The organism is Leuconostoc gasicomitatum LMG 18811 (genome assembly GCF_000196855.1).
In the GTDB taxonomy this organism is placed as follows: Bacteria; Bacillota; Bacilli; order Lactobacillales; family Lactobacillaceae; genus Leuconostoc; species Leuconostoc gasicomitatum.
Window position 1 is genome coordinate 1,595,832 of the sequence record NC_014319.1, and the last position, 17,433, is coordinate 1,613,264.

The window sequence follows — 17,433 nt, forward strand, 5'->3', positions numbered from 1 at the left end:
CCTCTCTTTTTCTTATATCAATTTTACCGCTTCTCAGCGTTTCATGCTAAAATAAAAGTATGACAAAACTACTAATTCTCGGTGCTAACGGTCAGATCGCAAAACTTGTTGTCCCTATGCTAGCTAATACCGATACAGAAATTAAATTAACTTCACTTCATGCGCGTCCCGAAAAAGGCATTAAGGGTCTTGATGCCGTTGACGAAGACGCCATGATTGCAGCACTTAAAGACGTCGATATTGTTTACGCAAATATTGGTGCGGAGGGTCGTCAAAAAGCAGCGGCCAATAGTGTTGTCAACGCTATGCATCATGTGGGTGTAAAACGATTAATCTGGGTTGCTACCATTGGCGTTCACAATGAGCTACCTGCTGATAAACGCAGTTTATGGGTCAATATTCTTGGCACAATCGACAATGAAAATACGTATATGGGCGACCAAGCTGCCGCCGTTAAACGTATTGAACAATCCGCACTAGATTATACTATTGTGCGTCCTAATGAATTAATTGATGATAATGTCATGCAATCACTCCAGATTCAAATAGCACGTGATGCAGAAATTATTGGTAGACCAATTACACGAACAAGTGTCGCAGCGTTCATAACACAAATTATTTTACATCCAGAATCCTACATTGGTGACTCTGTTGCCATTTCAGAAAAATTGACTCAATAAAAAAATTCAAACAGTCGTTTGAATTTTTTTATTTTGAATTCGGTTTTGCTTCCACATATTGCCAATAAGCATCAATAATTTTAGCAGATATTTTCCCATTGGTGCCATCTAAATAGTTATTCATACCTGGTATAGCCATGGCTATCGCAAATGGTTGACCAGGTGTATAAGCAACCATTGATTCTGTATACGTTTGGTTCCCATTAGTAACAGTTTCTGCAGTTCCTGTCTTAGCGTGCACTTTTGGTATGAGCTTGTGCATATCTGCGCCACCCGTGTTCCAAGCATCAGATCCATTAGCGACACGATTCATACCATTCTCAATGGTATCCCACTCACCAGCATCTAATTTAACTTGTCCTTGTACCTTTGGTGTTGCAGTCCAAACAGTTTTTTGTTTATCACTATTAGGCTGCCCTTGTGTCAGCGCGCCAACAATATGAGGTGCTACAAGATAGCCACCATTAGCAATTACCGATACATAGCGTGCTAATTGCAACGTCGTATATGAATCATATTGTCCAAAAGTTTCATATAGATACTTACCTTGTGCTTCACCAGTTGTTGCACCCCGGTAACCAGCTGTTTCACCATCAATATCAACACCAGTTTTTGTACCTAAGCCAAATTGACCTAATCCGTTTCGTAAGGTCTGGAAAGCATCCGGACGTAACCCTAATGCCGATCCAGGACTATAAGTTTGTCCACCAATCTTCATACCTAATTGTACAAAGTACGTGTTTGACGATCGTTCCAACGCTGTTTCCGCGTCGATTGGTGTTGGTGTGCCAGCTTGGTTCCAATAAGATGTAATTGCTGGCGTACCCTGAATTTTGATTGCCTGATCATTTAACACTGTATTATTTTGTGAAATAACACCTTTTTGAAAACCGGTTGCCAATACCGCCGGCTTGATAACTGATCCCATAACAATGGCATGGTTAATGTTACCTAATGGATCAGCAGTCTTTTGTCCAGTTTCATGATTACGATCGACACCAGCCATCGCATAAATACCGCCCGTGTACGGATTAATGACAGTAGCGTATGCTCCCTCAACATCGCCGCCTGGCAAATTATCTTCAAGTATCTTTTGAACAGCACTTTGAAAACGCGCGTTGATCGTTAACTTAACATTATCCCCAGCCTGTCCATTATATTTAATTTGAGAAGATTTAATTTGACCGCCACTGCCTGTTGTAACAAGTGTTTGCGAAGCTGATCCTTTCAAAATGGATTCATAATCTTTTTCCAGACTTGAATTACCAACCGGCTCATTTTGTGAATAACCTTGCGCAAGCAACGTATGCAACCGATCTTCTGGCAGCCCGGTGGCCTCATTAGTCACAGTGCCAACAAGCGTTTTAAATTCATTCCCTTCTGGATACTGTCGTGACCAACTCGTACCAAGTTTAATGCCTGGAAATTCACTTAACCGCTCACCGATTTCAGCCAACTCAGTATTTGTCACGTCTGACTCTTTAATAAATGTTGTGGATAATGTGTACGCGCCACTCATACGTTGAAATATCATAGCAGCATTTTGATCGACATTCTTTGCTAAATCATGCTTTTGTACATACCTAACTTCATACATATTAATTTGTTCGGTGGTTAATGATAATTTATCATTTTTATATTTTTTTGTAATAATTTTAGTTATTTTTTCATTATTTGACTTATTTGCTAAGTAGAAATCAACTTTCGAACGTTCACTGAGCCGTTTAGTATCAATTGTCATAAACTTACTTAATTTAGTAGCTATTCCACGCATAGTTGATGACGTCACTGACGTACCACGTGTAAACGTCACTGCCGCTTGCGCCTTGTTACCAACAATAACACGCCCAGTCGCATCATAAAACATACCGCGCGGCGTGTTACCTTTTTCAATTGTTTCATCATTACGATTAACTTCGCTCTGATAATAGGCACCTTGCTTGATCGTCAAAAAAGCTAATTGAACAATAAGTGCAATCATTAATGTCAATGCAATACCAAGCAGGATATTTAAACGCGCAGGCAGATTGGCGCTCGCGTTATTTTTTTTGTCACGATCTTCTAAGTAAGGATTACGTTGCATGTTTGACCCCATTTTCATCAATAAACTACTTATCTAGATTACCACAAATCTCATTTTATCGCTAAAAATACCCCGAAAATTTGTTATATTAGTAATATGAATAAAAAAAATATTTTCATATCACCATTAGCACTAAGTTTTTGGTTACCATTATTAGTCATGCTCAGTTATTTCATATATCGTGGTATGTCCCCATTTGGCACAAGTTCTGTTCTCACAGTCGATTTAGGTCAACAATATATTGACCAATTTGCTGCTTTCAAACACACTTTGATATCACATCCGAGTAGTTTTTTTTACTCTTTTAGTAATGCGTTAGGCGGTGATATGATCAGTGAATGGGCATATTATTTAATGAGCCCATTTAATTTAATTTATTTATTTGTGCCACTCATGCAACTACCAGCAGCTATTTTAATAGTCACTGTTTTAAAATTTGGAACTGCTGGTTTATCAATGGCCTATCTTTTAAAAAGTTTAAAACTACAAAAAAATTATTATGTTTCATTATTCGCAATTAATTATGCTCTTTCGGGCTGGTTTATTGCTAATGATCTGAATTTACTATGGCTCGACGCAGCAATTTTGTTGCCCCTTCTTATTTTGCAACTTGAACAACTTTTTAATCGTCCCACTTATTGGCGCTATGCGCTTATTCTTGGTTTAACCATTATTAGTAACTATTACATTGCCTACATGATCGTTATTTTTATAACAATTTATTTTATATGGCGTATAACATGGCCAAATCAAATACAACCGCGTTGGCAAACTTTAAAACACTTTGTAGTTGGCAGCTTTATTGGTGGTGCCTTGAGCGCCTGGCTAATATTACCAACTTACTATCAACTCAAACTAGGTAAGGCACAGTACAGTTCCGATTGGTCATTAAAATTTGATAATAATCCACTGAAACTCCTATTCAAACTTGTTCCTGGTAGTTTTGATTTTAACCAAATGCAAACAGGTCAAGCAAATTTCTATGTTTCTGCATTTATATTAATTGCATTACTAACTTTTTTTACCACCAAAACATTACATTGGACAGTTAAATTAGGTGGTGCTACTATTCTTGTCTTGTTATTTTTGGCTACAACGTGGGCACCGTTAACTTTAATATTCCATGGTTTTCAATATCCTGTTTGGTATCCTTACCGATTCAGTTTTATTATCAGTTTTTTCATGATTTACTTGGCTGCGCTCTCTTGGCAGCCCAATTGGCGCCCAAATTTAAGTACCATTATCATCATTTTATTAATCTTAGTTGCCTTTACCGCTTATGCACTCACAATGACTCATAAAATTGCATATATTAGTCAACAAAGTGTGGCTATTTTTGTTAGTCTTTTTCTGCTGACATTATCAATGCTGCTGTTTAAACAGCAGCAACGATTATGGCTCCCAATTCTCATTTTTATAACAACAATATCTTTGGCTTCAAACGTTATATTATCTCTCAATCGTTTCTCTTATCTCACAAATACAGAATACCAAAACAGCATCAAATCTCTTAATATAGCTGATGAGACTCTTAAAAAAGATAAATCATGGTATCGTGTGGCGCAAACATTTCAACGAACACGTGGAGATGCCATGATGCTTGATTATTATAGCGGCTCACACTTTAGTTCTGCTCTACCAAAAACAACCCCCAATTTTTTTGGCAATTTTGGTCAACCTGATGGGGATAATTACGTTGTTTATAGCAATGGCAGCATTTTGTCAGATGCCTTACTCGGAATGAAATATGTCCTTACACCAAATAACCACGACCGTGGACGCGCTGGTGAACCTAGCACGCATCTCATTGGATATCGGCCAGACACAATCAAATATGCCTTACAGTCAAATAAGGGTACAAGTAACGTTCTAAACAACCCCTATGCATTACCTATTGCTTTTTCGGCTAATTCAAAAGCTCTAAAGACCCCTATGTTATATAATAATCCCCTACAAAATCAAGGTAATCTTTGGCAAGATTTGTCTGGCGATGCAACATCCCCTATTCATGTTGAAAATTTTCAGCAAGCCATCGGACATAATGTTAACGCACCGACTGGTATTACAGGGGCTATATTAACAAAAGAAAACAAAGCACAACCTGCCCAATTAAATTTACAGTTTACCCCAGCAACAAATGATAGTTACTATCTCACACTTGGTTCAGGATTGCCCATCAAGGAATTTGACCTGTTAATCAATAATAAAGTCATTACGCAATTTAGTTCCTATCGTCACACTGTTCTAGTTAATTTAGTCACAAAGGCAAAAAATAAGCCTCAAACAGTTACCATTCGTTTTAAAAATACACAATCACTTGTTTTAAATAATTTTACCCTTTATCGTGTTGATAATAATCAGTTCCAGAGAAACAATCAACAGTTAAAGCAACATCCAATTAAAATCACTAAACGAAATGAACGTTTGATAGCAGGTGAAATTACCACAACTAAACAGCAACAATTAATTATAACAACAATTCCTGATGCACCGGGTTGGCATATTACTTTGGACGGCAAATCAGCATCACCAAGTAAAGTCGCAAATTATTTTATTGCTGTTCATACAACTCCTGGTAAACATACGATCCAGTTTAAATATACGCCACCACTGTTCTGGGCAGGGTTATTTATATCACTATTGGCTGTTTTGGCTTTAATACTCAGTCTGATACTTAAAAAAACACTTGCAAGAAAACGTTCCACATGATATGCTCTTTTTGCTTATTATTTGCAATAAAATTGCAAACTTGAAAGGAATTTGTTTTATGTCAGAAGAAAAAGTATTTCCAATGACAGCTGAGGGACGCAACAAACTACAAGCTGAATTGGAAGATCTCATTACAAACCAACGCCCAGAAATTACTAAAAGAATTCAAATTGCACGTTCATATGGTGATTTATCAGAAAACTCAGAGTATCAATCTGCAAAAGATGAACAAGCTTTCGTTGAAGGCCGCATTCAAACTTTGAAAAAAATGATTGAAAATGCTGAAATTATTGATCCAAATGCAACAGCAGCTGATGAAGTTTCACTTGGTAAAACTGTAACTTTTAAAGAATTACCAAATGAAGATGCTGAAACATATGCTATTGTTGGATCAACTGAATCTGATCCTGTAGCAGGTAAAATTTCAAACGAATCAGCAATGGCTGTTGCTCTGCTCGGTAAAAAAGTTGGTGACAAAGTCAACGTACCATTACCTAGTGGAGATAACATTAGTGTTGAGATTTTAAAAGTTGAAAAATAGTATCAAAAAAGACTTACATGAGCAGGAAGTTAGTATCTTTAGAAAAATAAATTCTAAGATATTAGCTTCCTGCATAGTTGTAAGTCTTTTTTGATGTTTTATTCTATTAATTAAAATATCATAACAGTATGTTTACCGATAAAAATCAAGTCTATCACATTATACAAATTTATTGATATTCCCAATAATAATAGCGCCAATCACCACTAAAATTGTTCCAACAATGATTAGCTTCATTTGATAGTTAGATTTCTTTTCACCTAACAAATAAATACCACCAAATGTCGCTACAATAATACCAAGTTGTGAAAATGTTGTGGCGATAGTTTGACCAACAGCGGGATTTGCGGCTGAAATAAACATAAAAATATTTCCAATCGCCCAAACCAACCCTGTCACAATATTTTTCCAAGTTGGCTTGCCAAACATCTTATCTGCTTCTTTTAACACGAAAATAACAATCAAGAATGCACCGATAACTTGTCCAATAGCTTGCGGACCAACAATAGCGGTCATATAATCGACGCCATTACTTTTATTCTTAATATCATCTGAAATATAATTAATTTTATTCAAAAAATTTGGTAACACAAAGTAAATCATAAATCCTGCAGTTGAAATGACTAAATATAATAACCCTTTAGTCATGCTTTTGGCTTTTACTTGATCACTAATCCCAGAATTTAGTGCCCTATCACGCGCAGAAATCAAGGTTGCACCAATCACCACAGCAATAATTGAAATGATTCCAATAAGCCACATTTTCCCAGTTTTCCAATCACCCAAAACAACAGCGGCCATCAAAGCATTTGTAACTATTTGACCAGCGGTTGATAATGGAATAGCAAGTGACACACCGAGATCTTTAATTGCCAAAAACTGACCAGCTGTTCCTATGGCCCAAACTAGCCCTGAAGCAATACCAACAATCCATATTTCTGGACCTAAATATGCATGATTTGGTATAACATATAAAAGCATTGTCCCTAGACCAAATATCAATGCCCCAAATGTCATTCCCAAAGTTTGCTGACCAGCTGTCCCACCCATTTTTGTATTAACGAGTCCCACAGACCCCCACGCTAATGCTGGAACCAATGCCAGAAGAATTGCTACGTTCATTATTTTACGACTCCTTATCCTGATCATGCTATTTTACATGATTTATTAACAAGACTATTGTACCTGAATGAAAACGTTTACACAATCTTTTCTAAGAAATTGTAAACGTTTTCATTAATTGTGATAAATAACCTAACTTAAAACATAATTCAGCATAGCTAAACATAGAAAAAACTATCAAGAAATTTACTTTCTCGATAGTTTTCTCTGTTAAGACAATTAGTTATTTATCATAGCGTTGCATGTTCCAAGTTTCAATAACATTAACTAATAACTTCGTATAATTAACATCAGTGGCATAATGATTATCATAGAGTGCTTTAGCTGCTTGCTTGTAGTTTTTTGCAGCAATAACATCTTTAAATTGATTTGGATTCCACGTATTCCCATTTACAATGGTTTCAGCGTGTTCACGCATACTGTCTTTCCAACTGTCATATACTGCAAAACGTGCTTGTTGTGTTTCTGGCTTACCATCAACATATTCCGTTGTATCTAATACAACAGATTTACCCGGCGTTTCATCTTGCGTTTTGACACCATAGAAATTATTATACTTTGAAGATAATTTAGAATTATCCCAATTCGATTCGTGTGCTGCTTGCGCAATAGATACTGACGCTAATAAGCCATACTTTTTCGATAATTCTTGCGCATAAGGGGCCACTTTGCGTACAAATGCTAGGCGCCTCTCAAATTCAGATTTTCCAGAAGTTGCTAGTAAGGCCATAATATTTGGTGTTGGCAAACCATTTTCTTTAAGCGTACCATAGTATGGTTGCATCGTTTTATTAGATACTTCCAGCAAGTTAGCAATAACTGCATGCGCTGTTTTATCTTTACTCAAATCAAATGCTTGCGGATAAATATAATCTAATAATTTACCTGTTTTCGTATTTGACTGATCCACGCCACGCAATAAATCAGGATATTTTTTTTGCATTTGATTAATTAACGATTTACTATCTAATGCTGTCAGAATGTCCTGTTCAGATACACCTGAAACTTCATCAGCAATGTGTTGCGCAACTTGATCAGCTGTTTGACCAACAGAAACTAACACATAACCCTTAGGTAACTTTGGTGCAGCACCTGGTCCACTCGTCATCTGTTCAAAAATTAACTGTGTTGTTTGTGAAGGTGACAGTTGGTAAGTGCCTGCTTGTAATTTTTCAGCCCCTTGAGACATGGCATATTTGTAAAAGTTTTTACTATTTTTGATTATTTTTTTATTTTGTAACGTTTGCCCCATTTGTGAAGCTGTTGAACCAGTTGGTATATTAACAGTTTTAAAAGTTGTATCCTGTGGATTCAATGCTGCATTCTTATCTGTCAATAATGTTTTTGCCATAAATACAATGCCTACAATGACAAAAATTGCTAAAATCACTCCAATTATACGATTTCGTGTACCATGTATTTTTCTTCGTTTACCATTAGATAATTTATTTTGTGCTGCGTCTAGCGATTCGGCAGCTTTAATTTCATGTTGATGTCTTTTTTTTCTAGATTCCATAATTTACCTTCTAAAATTGCGTTATATAGTAAAGCGACTAGCATATTTCATACTAGCCGCCTTGTTACATTTTATCATATTTATTAACGCAAAAGATTAAAAAATTTTACTTCAATGATTCTACATCACGGGCAATCATTAATTCTTCATTTGTTGGAATTAATAAGGCTTTTACACGTGATGATTTCGTCGAAATTTCTACTTCTTTTCCACGAATCTTGTTAGCTTCAATATCTAATGACACATTAAAATACTCTAATTTATCAATAATTGCTTGTCTAACTGGTATCGAATTTTCCCCAATACCTGCTGTAAATACAATTGCATCAACACCACCCATTTCGGCGATGTATTGACCAATATATTTTATAATACGATTAATAAAAATTTTAACTGCTAATCTAGCATGATCATTTGTATCTTGCACATCCAATAAATCACGCATATCTGAAGAAATAGTTGATAAACCAAGTAAGCCTGATTTCTTGTTCAATATGTTTAGCATGTCATCATTAGATAGACCTTCGCGCTCTTGAATATAGTATACAAGCGAGGGGTCAACATCACCCGAACGTGTAGCCATTGTGACACCTGCTAGTGGCGAAAATCCCATTGATGTATCAAGTGACTTGCCATCCTTAATAGCTGTAATTGAGGCACCTGCACCTAAATGGAGTGTAATTAATTTCAATGATTTCAAGTCTTTGCCAAGCATTTCTGCTGCCCGCATCGCAACGTAACGATGTGACGTCCCATGAGCACCATATTTACGTGCACCATATCGCGTGTAGTATTCATATGGTAACGAATAAAGATAGTTTTCTTCAGGCATAGATTGGTGGAAAGACGTATCAAATACGGCAACCGACAAAGCATCTGGCAATAATTTTTGGAAAGCGCGGATTCCCATGGCATTGGCAGGATTATGTAATGGTGCATAGTCTGCTAACCGATCAATTTTTTCTAGAACTGAATCATTCACAACAACCGAATGATTAAACCATTCACCACCAGCGACAACACGATGTCCAACACCTGTAATTTCATTAAAATCTTCGATAATGCCAAGATCTGTTAATTTTTGTAACATAAAATTAATGGCTTGTTGATGGTCTTTAATTGCAAGCACATTTTCATATTTTTTGTCCTTGCCATTTTTAGAAAGGGTGATATGATCCTCATCTTCGGAGTCATCAATCAAGCGTTCCACTTCAGAATCATACTTGATTGTTACAATAGCATCATCCATACCTATTCGTTCAATAACACCCTGCGCAATTACTTGTTCTGCTGGCATTTCCAATAATTGGAATTTTAATGATGAACTCCCCGCATTAACAGCCATTGTCTTAGCCATGATTTGATTTTTACCTGTCTTTCTTGAATGTGTTCTGATCTATTACATTTTAATACATAGGATTCTGCCATAAAAAATATTGTTTAGCACTTTATATTTTATGACATACTATATACTATCCTGTTCTTTATCAAGTTTAACCCAAGCAGCAATTTCTTGCAAAAATTTTTTCAAAGCAGCAATATCTTTTAAAGTTGGATACTGCCCCATTAACACCTCTGTTTTTGTTCCAACATCTTTTTTTTGCAGTACAAGTATAGCTTTAGCTGCGCGTTGATCCTTAAAGAATTCATTTGGTAATTGCAAGAAAGCCTTAAGTTGTGCTTTATTAGCCACAAGTTTTAATAAGTTTTTAGCATTGTCTCCGTTTAAAATATTGGCTGGCACAATTAAGTAGACCCAACCATCTTCAGTTACAAATTCCAAACTTTTTTCAATCAACAAGTGATGCACAAATGATCGGCCCTCTGTCGCACGCGTATCGTAATCATCCCCTGGTTGTATTGGGTAGTAACCTACTGGCAGATCTGCAATAACTGCTTTAGATTTAGGAACATCTTTTGTTGAAATTACATCTTCTTGGTAAAATTCGGTTGTGCCTTGGTTAAGTAACTCATCAACAGCTGATGCTAACGCTAATTGCGTGTCGTCGTTATCAATACCTATTCGTTTGATTTTCACATTGTTCATTATTAATACATCGTTAATTGTATTAAGTAAATTACCCGTTCCCACTGTAATATCTATGATCGTGTCACCATCTGATAAATTTGCGGTTTGTGACAAAAAATCTGCCAACAAATAACCGATTCCATCTGGTGTTAATTGATAATTAGTAGGCGTTTTATCGTCTCGATTAGCTTTCAAAATAACTAACTGCAATACTTTTCTTAAGTCTGCTTGTGTCATATGTTGCCAATCAAAATCAGTGATTAAATTTTGTATTTTGTCAGTTGTCTCCGCTGTTGGCATATCTAATTCATGTTGAATATTACCAGCATGAATATCTTCTAGTACCTCAATTAACGCATCAATCATGCTAATATCTGCATCTTGTGCTAATGCTTGTGTGCTAGTTGTTAGTGCCTCAAAATATGTTGCGATTTTTTCTTGTGTCATAGACTTATTTTAGCTTTTTTTCATATTATTTTCAAGATGTTTACACAAGTAACTCTCGCGTGTAAGTCTTATTTCCTAGCTCAATGACAATATGGTTTTTCACCACAGTTGTTTTAACATGACCGAATTTGTCATTTTGATGGTGACTTTTATGATACGCTAAACTTGCCTGTAACTGTATTTGATCAAGTTTTGTTAAAATAATCATTTGAGATCTTGATTTTAACTGCGCATTAAAAGTTATATTTTGTAAAACCATAACACCACCAAGTAAACCCAAGAGTATTAATGAGGACACTAAAATTGATGCTTGCCTTTTTTTAAACACGATTTCCCCCTTTTTTAAGATAAAGTAAGCCACTTGCTTTTTGACCTTGACAATTAACTACTTCCAGCTCTAAATAAGTTGTTCGGTCAAAAACAGTTAACTGACTAATATTTTGTGCCATAATAACTTGACCAGCACCTACAGCCGATATTTGTAACCTATTTTTGTAAACGGTTAACTTCATTAATTTTTCTTCATTATTTTTTAAAATTACATGGTCTGTATGTGCCGATACCAAAGTATATTTTTGAACCTCGATTTGGTGTGTCACAGCACGCAATGTTATGTCTAATGGTGTTTGTGTCTGCGGTTTTAACAAAGAGAGACTAAATTGTATTGTCATGAACACCAATCCCGTAATTATTACCGCGATTAGTGACTCCAATAAGGTAAATGCAGCACTACTATTTTTCAACATAATCATGCCATGACTTTATTGCGGTAGCTCGTTGTGCCGAAACATGTTGATATTCTATTTTTAAACGTGCATCTTGTTGTTTAAAATTTCTAACCTGTTCATATTCAAACGTTATTGCAGTACTTATCAGTAAGAGAGATATTAAAGCTTCTGCCAACACAAAGCCTGATTTACGTCTTTTCAACACGATATTCGCCCCCTCCTAAACTAAAAATAATTTTAATTGTCTGTTTACCAGTTGTTAACACAATTGTTGTCGGCGCAACGTAGCCCGTTTTCAATATTTTTATCTGTGTGCATACATGATTGCTATAACCTTTTGGATACTTAAAACTATCAGGACCAAACATCACCACATCTCTATCAAATGTCACAGTAACATTTTTTTGTGTTTGCTGTGCAGTCAATCTAGTCTGATGCCATTGAGATTTAAACGCTGGCTCCCATTGTGCCATTTGTTGATAATGTGGTTTTATTGTACAACTAATCAATAACATGCTCGCCACGATACTAAGTACAATTAAAGATTCTAATAAAGTGAATCCGCTATTTGTGCGCTTCATTATTTGCAACTGTAATATTTAAATCTTTGACTTTTTGAGCCTGCTTTGCCGTTAAATAGCCTTCTGCCACCAAATTATTCATCGTTATTGAACCGTTTTCAGGATGTTCATTTGCATACAAATCTATTTGTGTTTGTACAGTAGACACCATTGCCGTTGCATGTGTTTCAACTGCTTTTTGACGCTGTGAGCCGAGATTAGGCAAAATAAGGAGCATCAATAAACTAATAATGAAAAGCACAATTGCTGCTTCAATCAAGTATAATAAATATATTTTTCTTCCTATTAAATATGTTAAATTTGAACAAATAAAAACCACGTAATTTAATACGTGGTTAGTCCATTTTTTTAGGTATAGGCAAATTACCAGCTTCAACATTTTCTTTCATTGTTTTAAAAGTTTCGATCATATTATCAATGACTTGAAGCACATCATCTTCATCTCCTGAAATGTGGCCACTTTCTATTTCATTCTCAAATCTGTTGAATGATACATTAGTGACATCAATATCATGTTTTTTGAAATAAAGCATGTAATCTAGTAACTCGGTCACACGTTCCTTGTCGTGAACGTGGTGTTTGCCTAAGAAGTTAAATACCGTGTTATCATCAGCTGTGATTTCGTCATACACCTGTCCGCCAGTCTTACCTAACACTAACCCTATGGCACGATAAAAACGCCCAGATAAGTTATTGACATCCCTATTACGTATACTTTTAAATGATGTTTCTGGTATGCCGGATATTTTAGCAACTTCATATCTCGTGGTGTTGTTTAATTTTAAATAGTCATCTAATTTCATGATTTACCCTTTGCTAACTAAATACATATACATCATGTCGCTGCGGAAGCATAATCTTTCATGCGCATCCAGTGGATCACCAGATTGATGACCGTCTGAATAAAAACTCTTGTCAATTCCGTTTCCGCGATAGTTTCGAGCATTAAAATGCTTGTTAACGTATGCCTTAGCTTCTTTGTAGTTTTCTTCGCCAAATCGTTCGATAAAATAGTTCATGATATTTTCCTCTTTTTTGTCTTATCCAAAATAAGCAATAACTTGTTGTTTGTTCATTACTTGCTTAACTGCTTGTTTACCAACTGATATTACTCCGTGCTGTCCACGAACAATGTTTGAACCGTTTTCTAAAATAACGGTTGCTGTCTTCTGCTTGTCATTCAATAAGTTTGCAACCTTATGGCTGTTTAAATTGTTTATTTTTGATGCCTTTTCGATAATCGATACGAAATTGTTTGATTCTTCTTGAGTTTCTTCAAACATTTCAGCTAACATGTTACGGCCATCGGTTGTGACGATGACGGCACCCTTGAGTTCGCCCTCGATGATGATGTTTGAGTTGTTGATATTCTTAAATGTTGTCATGTCGTTTACCTCTTCCTTAACCTTGAATTAAGTATACCGCTTAATTAAGCAGTGTGCAATAGATTAATGTTACGATTGTGTTACAGAAATATATAATTGCAAATAACATTAAGAGTCCATCTTGTTTAATACGTACTATTATTTTAGAGGGAAAATAATATGAATAAAGAACAAACAATACGTGTGATTTTGAGAATCATGCCGCCGCGCACAATTAACAAGAAGACTGGAATAGATATCTACTTACTTGATGCACACCAGAAGTATGGTGACCCTATTGGAGAGTTAAGTGGCGAACAGAAAACTGCATTGGATAAATGGTGTGATTCACTACAATAAAAAAAGACCAACTGAATTAAAATTCTGGTTGGTCTTTTTAGCATGAAAAACTTGTTGTGGTTTAGTAAAAATAGTCTATCTTTAGCAGATAACCTAAGATATTATGCAATCTTTTGACCTTGCATGAAATCTCCGTTAGAAATTCCGCTAAACATTCCACTGCCTTTCATCTGTCCAAATAAATCTGCTAAGCGGACTTTTTCATTTCCTTTGTATCCTAATTCATTGCTGATTACTGAGCCGCCTACAGAATCCAAGAATGCTTTTCGTTCAGCTGGTTTAGCCAAGAGTATTGTTCTTATAATCACAGCAAACATTGCTGTATCTCTTTCGAAGTTAGCCATCGACATGACGGCCCAATGAATTTCAGACTTAATTTTTTTGTATGGTTTCTTCTGATCTGTTTCGTATTTTTTGCTGACAGAATAACCAACTTTAAACATTAGACAAGGTCCAACAATATACTTACCAAATTTAGCCTTCACACCATAAGCTCTAAATTTTCCTGCGTATGAAGCTACTAAAAGAGTGTAAAACAATACAACGCCTATCAAGAAAATTACTAATGCACTCATAGATATCACTTACCCTTTCTAATACGTGTCTTCGACTTCGGATGATGATTTCTTTTATCTTCCGCTGTTTCCGCTTTTTCTCTTAGCTTTTTTTGAGACTTTTCACTTCTTTCACTATTGCTATCTATTCTGGCTTCCTTCAAATTCTTTTTCGCCATCTTTTCTACTTCAATTGTATCACTCTTCTCTTGATTATTCTTTTTTTGTGGCTCAATCAAGAATGCTATATAATATAGCGAGTAAATTGATAGTGCAACGACGATGCTCCTACCTATTATGTTTGCAAAAAAGTAGACATGCGGTAAAGATATAACATAAAAGATTAATCCTTTAAAATTTGGGATTAATATAGCAATTAACGTGAACACTGAACTGACCATGACTATTTGAAATTTCATAAAACGTTTTTTTAACATTTCATTTTCAGCAACAGAATCAATGGCTAAAAACGTTTGTGATGAAAGATATATAATTCCTAGAAAAACTATTGTGTCGTAATCCTTACTAGAACAAACGTTGTAGGTTAACGTTAATAATAAAATAACTCTATACATATGTTTAATCGCCAAATAAATTCCCATGAAAACTATCATATCACAAGTTGTTATAGATTACTCTAATAAAAGCAAAAAGTCCAACTAGAATTTAATCTTGTTGGACTTTTTAATCTATTTAATTTGTAAATCTTGTTCCAAAATATTCCAGAACACAACTCCATTTGGATACCAGAAAGCAACCCGGTATGCAAAGTTGGAATTAGACTTGTGGAGTTCAAACGGATTACCATCAATACGTCCCCATGTCGATTTAGTACCCTTATCAATTGGCGTGTTATAAGCAGAAGCGCTTGCTTTGTCAATTAAACGAATATAGTCATTTTCTTTAAACTTTGGTTTAGGCATAGGTTTCTCCTCATCTAGTCCATTAAGAACATCCTTTTTAAGTTGGTCATAACTAATACCCCACTTTTGTAGGAATGGTAGTGGGTCAACATGATCTGATCCATGTCCTGTTCGTGATGCATAATTATGAGTTTTGATGCCAATAATATCATCATCGTCTAAGACGTAGTCAGCTCCACACTCATCGGCCAGCTTTCGTGTTAACCAAATATAAGCACGATAAGACTTGTCAAAATCTGCCTGTGAAGTTACTCGTTCAGCGAACTCAATTGCGGCATACGTTTCATGATTCCAGTCTCCACCTACATCCCATGCGCCACCATTGGTATCAGCTACTTGAATAATACGGCCACCCTCACCAACTAAATGGGTATAGTAACCATTAGGCCAGTTATTCTTTAAATAGGCTACTTCATTGTCCATTGTTGCTGAAGTGTTAGCTGTGGAATGCATATGAACTTGTCCGAATGGAGGCACTGCAAAACCATTTTCCTTGTCGGGTTGTCCAGGTACGACGATGTTGCGTTCAATATTATATCCCATGTTTATTTCTCACTTTCTTTCATTGGATTGAATGCGTAATGATTCAATACTTCGTTTAGTCCGGTGGCAGCGAATCCTGAAATAAAGCCAAAAGCTGCCCCCAGCCATATATCTGTTGCGTAAATGTAACTAGCGGCTACAAAGCCAACTAGCGTGCCAACCACAATTGACACCAGTGGCAACCAGTGATTATCAATTTTAGTTTGCTTAATTGCTTGCACCGCTACCCAAGTGAATAGTGTGATAAATCCGTATACGGTTGCTGTTAAGCTGTTAAAAAAAGTGATTAAATCCATTATTTTTCTCCTTAAAATAAAAAAGACGGCTTAGACCGTCTTCATCAGTTCATCGATTTTTTCAGTTAATTTATTGACTTCACTACGTAAGGCTTCATTTTCTTGTGTCAAATTTTTATTATCGCTGCGTAATGAAGCAATTTCTTGGCTTAATTGTGATACCTGCGATGATAATTCCTTGACTAACGCGCCTTGTGTGGCAAACATTTCACTAACTGTGTCATCGTGTTTCTGGGTAGTGTCTTCCCGCTTACCGCGCCATGCGAAATAACCTGTGGCAATGGTACCAAATGCACCGAATATGAATGCTAACTGTTCAATGGTACTCACCACCTTTCAATTTATAGCGTGGCTCTTCCCAAGCACTAAATAACACATTGGCTGTGATTACCGCAAATATAAATGGCACAATTGTCACGCTGCTGCGGTAAATGTCGTTCATTGCATAGCTAACAGTTAGTAGTGTCCACATGCCACCAGACAAGGCAATAAGCACTAATCTAATATAGTGCCAGTAAAAGTCCCACAGCGAGTTAACTAGCAATGTAGCGCCAATTAATAAGTAGGCAATACCAACCGGCGCATCGTCTAATAAACCGAGAGCCGGTGGTAAACGTAAATCTAGTTGCTGATAATGCAGCATGATGATGATACCGATGATAATTTCTTCAGTAGCGATCGTCACCCACTGGCGATTTTTCCAAAAGTGTTTTTTCATGCTTAAACGCTCGCTTGTTCATCTTCAACTGCATATACTGCATTATCAAAATCAGCCTTATCCTTACGAACTTGTGCCTTATTAGCATCATATAATGCTTGATTTTGAATGTTCATATTATTTGTCGTTCCTGTATCAGATACATTGGCATTGAAATAAGCAATGACGGTTGGTGCCGCACCATCTGTTTCTACGGTAGTTGAAGTTGCATTAATTGCTACTGATTTTGTGACGATCAT

Annotated in this window: 24 protein-coding genes; 4 read left to right on the forward strand and 20 right to left on the reverse strand. The window is 36.0% G+C overall.

What is annotated here, in order from left to right:
- Positions 1-59 precede the first annotated feature (59 nt).
- The gene (locus LEGAS_RS07705; protein ID WP_010387095.1) at positions 60-680 is read left to right on the forward strand and encodes an NAD(P)H-binding protein; all 621 of its coding nucleotides are present in this window, start codon (positions 60-62) and stop codon (positions 678-680) included.
- A gap of 28 nt (positions 681-708) precedes the next feature.
- Here LEGAS_RS07705 and LEGAS_RS07710 read toward each other — a convergent pair whose 3' ends face one another.
- Positions 709-2,763, reverse strand: coding sequence for a penicillin-binding transpeptidase domain-containing protein (locus LEGAS_RS07710; RefSeq protein ID WP_013231882.1), 2,055 nt, complete (start codon positions 2,761-2,763; stop codon positions 709-711).
- A gap of 96 nt (positions 2,764-2,859) precedes the next feature.
- Between LEGAS_RS07710 and LEGAS_RS07715 the strand changes: the two genes are divergently transcribed.
- Together LEGAS_RS07715 and greA are read left to right on the forward strand one after the other, a co-directional pair.
- On the forward strand, positions 2,860-5,472 hold the full coding sequence (locus tag LEGAS_RS07715) for a YfhO family protein (protein ID WP_013231883.1): 2,613 nt from the start codon (positions 2,860-2,862) through the stop codon (positions 5,470-5,472).
- Positions 5,473-5,530: 58 nt separating this feature from the next.
- Positions 5,531-6,013, forward strand: a complete 483-nt coding sequence (gene greA, locus LEGAS_RS07720) for a transcription elongation factor GreA (protein ID WP_013231884.1) — start codon at positions 5,531-5,533, stop codon at positions 6,011-6,013.
- 159 nt (positions 6,014-6,172) lie between these two features.
- On the opposite strand, the gene LEGAS_RS07725 is transcribed toward greA, so the two are convergent.
- The 12 genes from LEGAS_RS07725 to LEGAS_RS07780 form a co-directional block, all read right to left on the reverse strand.
- Positions 6,173-7,135: a GRP family sugar transporter gene (locus tag LEGAS_RS07725; RefSeq protein ID WP_010390406.1), complete on the reverse strand. Its 963-nt coding sequence runs from the start codon at positions 7,133-7,135 to the stop codon at positions 6,173-6,175.
- Positions 7,136-7,358: 223 nt separating this feature from the next.
- Positions 7,359-8,651 carry an endolytic transglycosylase MltG gene (locus LEGAS_RS07730; protein ID WP_013231885.1) on the reverse strand — a complete coding sequence of 431 codons (1,293 nt, stop codon included), beginning with the start codon at positions 8,649-8,651 and terminating at the stop codon, positions 7,359-7,361.
- Positions 8,652-8,757: 106 nt separating this feature from the next.
- Complete coding sequence (locus LEGAS_RS07735; RefSeq protein ID WP_010390407.1) at positions 8,758-10,008, reverse strand: acetate/propionate family kinase; 1,251 nt, start codon at positions 10,006-10,008, stop codon at positions 8,758-8,760.
- A gap of 108 nt (positions 10,009-10,116) precedes the next feature.
- Positions 10,117-11,127 carry a class I SAM-dependent methyltransferase gene (locus LEGAS_RS07740; protein ID WP_013231886.1) on the reverse strand — a complete coding sequence of 337 codons (1,011 nt, stop codon included), beginning with the start codon at positions 11,125-11,127 and terminating at the stop codon, positions 10,117-10,119.
- A 40-nt stretch (positions 11,128-11,167) separates the two neighbouring features.
- Positions 11,168-11,455, reverse strand: a complete 288-nt coding sequence (locus tag LEGAS_RS07745) for a hypothetical protein (protein ID WP_010390412.1) — start codon at positions 11,453-11,455, stop codon at positions 11,168-11,170.
- A complete protein-coding gene (locus tag LEGAS_RS07750) occupies positions 11,448-11,798 on the reverse strand; it encodes a hypothetical protein (RefSeq protein ID WP_013231887.1) in 351 nt (116 codons plus the stop codon). Before LEGAS_RS07750 ends, LEGAS_RS07745 begins: the two co-directional genes overlap by 8 nt.
- A 61-nt stretch (positions 11,799-11,859) precedes the next feature.
- The gene (locus LEGAS_RS07755) at positions 11,860-12,060 is read right to left on the reverse strand and encodes a hypothetical protein (protein ID WP_013231888.1); all 201 of its coding nucleotides are present in this window, start codon (positions 12,058-12,060) and stop codon (positions 11,860-11,862) included.
- Positions 12,044-12,436: a prepilin-type N-terminal cleavage/methylation domain-containing protein gene (locus tag LEGAS_RS07760; protein ID WP_010390418.1), complete on the reverse strand. Its 393-nt coding sequence runs from the start codon at positions 12,434-12,436 to the stop codon at positions 12,044-12,046. Before LEGAS_RS07760 ends, LEGAS_RS07755 begins: the two co-directional genes overlap by 17 nt.
- Positions 12,420-12,653: a competence protein ComGC gene (locus LEGAS_RS07765; RefSeq protein ID WP_224155246.1), complete on the reverse strand. Its 234-nt coding sequence runs from the start codon at positions 12,651-12,653 to the stop codon at positions 12,420-12,422. The genes LEGAS_RS07760 and LEGAS_RS07765 overlap by 17 nt, the downstream gene beginning before the upstream one ends.
- A 118-nt stretch (positions 12,654-12,771) precedes the next feature.
- Positions 12,772-13,239, reverse strand: a complete 468-nt coding sequence (locus LEGAS_RS10090; protein ID WP_013231891.1) for a hypothetical protein — start codon at positions 13,237-13,239, stop codon at positions 12,772-12,774.
- A 3-nt stretch (positions 13,240-13,242) separates the two neighbouring features.
- Positions 13,243-13,455: a hypothetical protein gene (locus LEGAS_RS07775; protein WP_041771760.1), complete on the reverse strand. Its 213-nt coding sequence runs from the start codon at positions 13,453-13,455 to the stop codon at positions 13,243-13,245.
- A gap of 21 nt (positions 13,456-13,476) precedes the next feature.
- The gene (locus LEGAS_RS07780) at positions 13,477-13,821 is read right to left on the reverse strand and encodes a hypothetical protein (protein ID WP_013231892.1); all 345 of its coding nucleotides are present in this window, start codon (positions 13,819-13,821) and stop codon (positions 13,477-13,479) included.
- 159 nt (positions 13,822-13,980) lie between these two features.
- Here LEGAS_RS07780 and LEGAS_RS07785 point away from each other — a divergent pair, with 159 nt between their 5' ends.
- The gene (locus tag LEGAS_RS07785) at positions 13,981-14,160 is read left to right on the forward strand and encodes a hypothetical protein (RefSeq protein WP_041771762.1); all 180 of its coding nucleotides are present in this window, start codon (positions 13,981-13,983) and stop codon (positions 14,158-14,160) included.
- Positions 14,161-14,261: 101 nt separating this feature from the next.
- Here LEGAS_RS07785 and LEGAS_RS07790 read toward each other — a convergent pair whose 3' ends face one another.
- The 7 genes from LEGAS_RS07790 to LEGAS_RS07820 all read right to left on the reverse strand — a co-directional run bounded on the left by LEGAS_RS07790 (position 14,262) and on the right by LEGAS_RS07820 (position 17,433).
- The gene (locus LEGAS_RS07790; RefSeq protein WP_013231893.1) at positions 14,262-14,735 is read right to left on the reverse strand and encodes a hypothetical protein; all 474 of its coding nucleotides are present in this window, start codon (positions 14,733-14,735) and stop codon (positions 14,262-14,264) included.
- A 5-nt stretch (positions 14,736-14,740) separates the two neighbouring features.
- Entirely contained in the window at positions 14,741-15,316 is a 576-nt protein-coding gene (locus tag LEGAS_RS07795; RefSeq protein ID WP_041771765.1) for a hypothetical protein, read from the reverse strand.
- An 87-nt stretch (positions 15,317-15,403) separates the two neighbouring features.
- The gene (locus LEGAS_RS07800) at positions 15,404-16,180 is read right to left on the reverse strand and encodes a peptidoglycan recognition protein family protein (protein ID WP_013231895.1); all 777 of its coding nucleotides are present in this window, start codon (positions 16,178-16,180) and stop codon (positions 15,404-15,406) included.
- Between the two features lie 2 nt (positions 16,181-16,182).
- Positions 16,183-16,476: a holin gene (locus tag LEGAS_RS07805; RefSeq protein ID WP_013231896.1), complete on the reverse strand. Its 294-nt coding sequence runs from the start codon at positions 16,474-16,476 to the stop codon at positions 16,183-16,185.
- 30 nt (positions 16,477-16,506) lie between these two features.
- Positions 16,507-16,806 (reverse strand): 26S proteasome regulatory subunit family protein, encoded by a 300-nt coding sequence (locus LEGAS_RS07810; protein WP_013231897.1) that lies wholly within the window; start codon positions 16,804-16,806, stop codon positions 16,507-16,509.
- Positions 16,793-17,194, reverse strand: coding sequence for a hypothetical protein (locus LEGAS_RS07815; RefSeq protein ID WP_010016216.1), 402 nt, complete (start codon positions 17,192-17,194; stop codon positions 16,793-16,795). Before LEGAS_RS07815 ends, LEGAS_RS07810 begins: the two co-directional genes overlap by 14 nt.
- 2 nt (positions 17,195-17,196) lie before the next feature.
- Complete coding sequence (locus tag LEGAS_RS07820; protein WP_013231898.1) at positions 17,197-17,433, reverse strand: hypothetical protein; 237 nt, start codon at positions 17,431-17,433, stop codon at positions 17,197-17,199.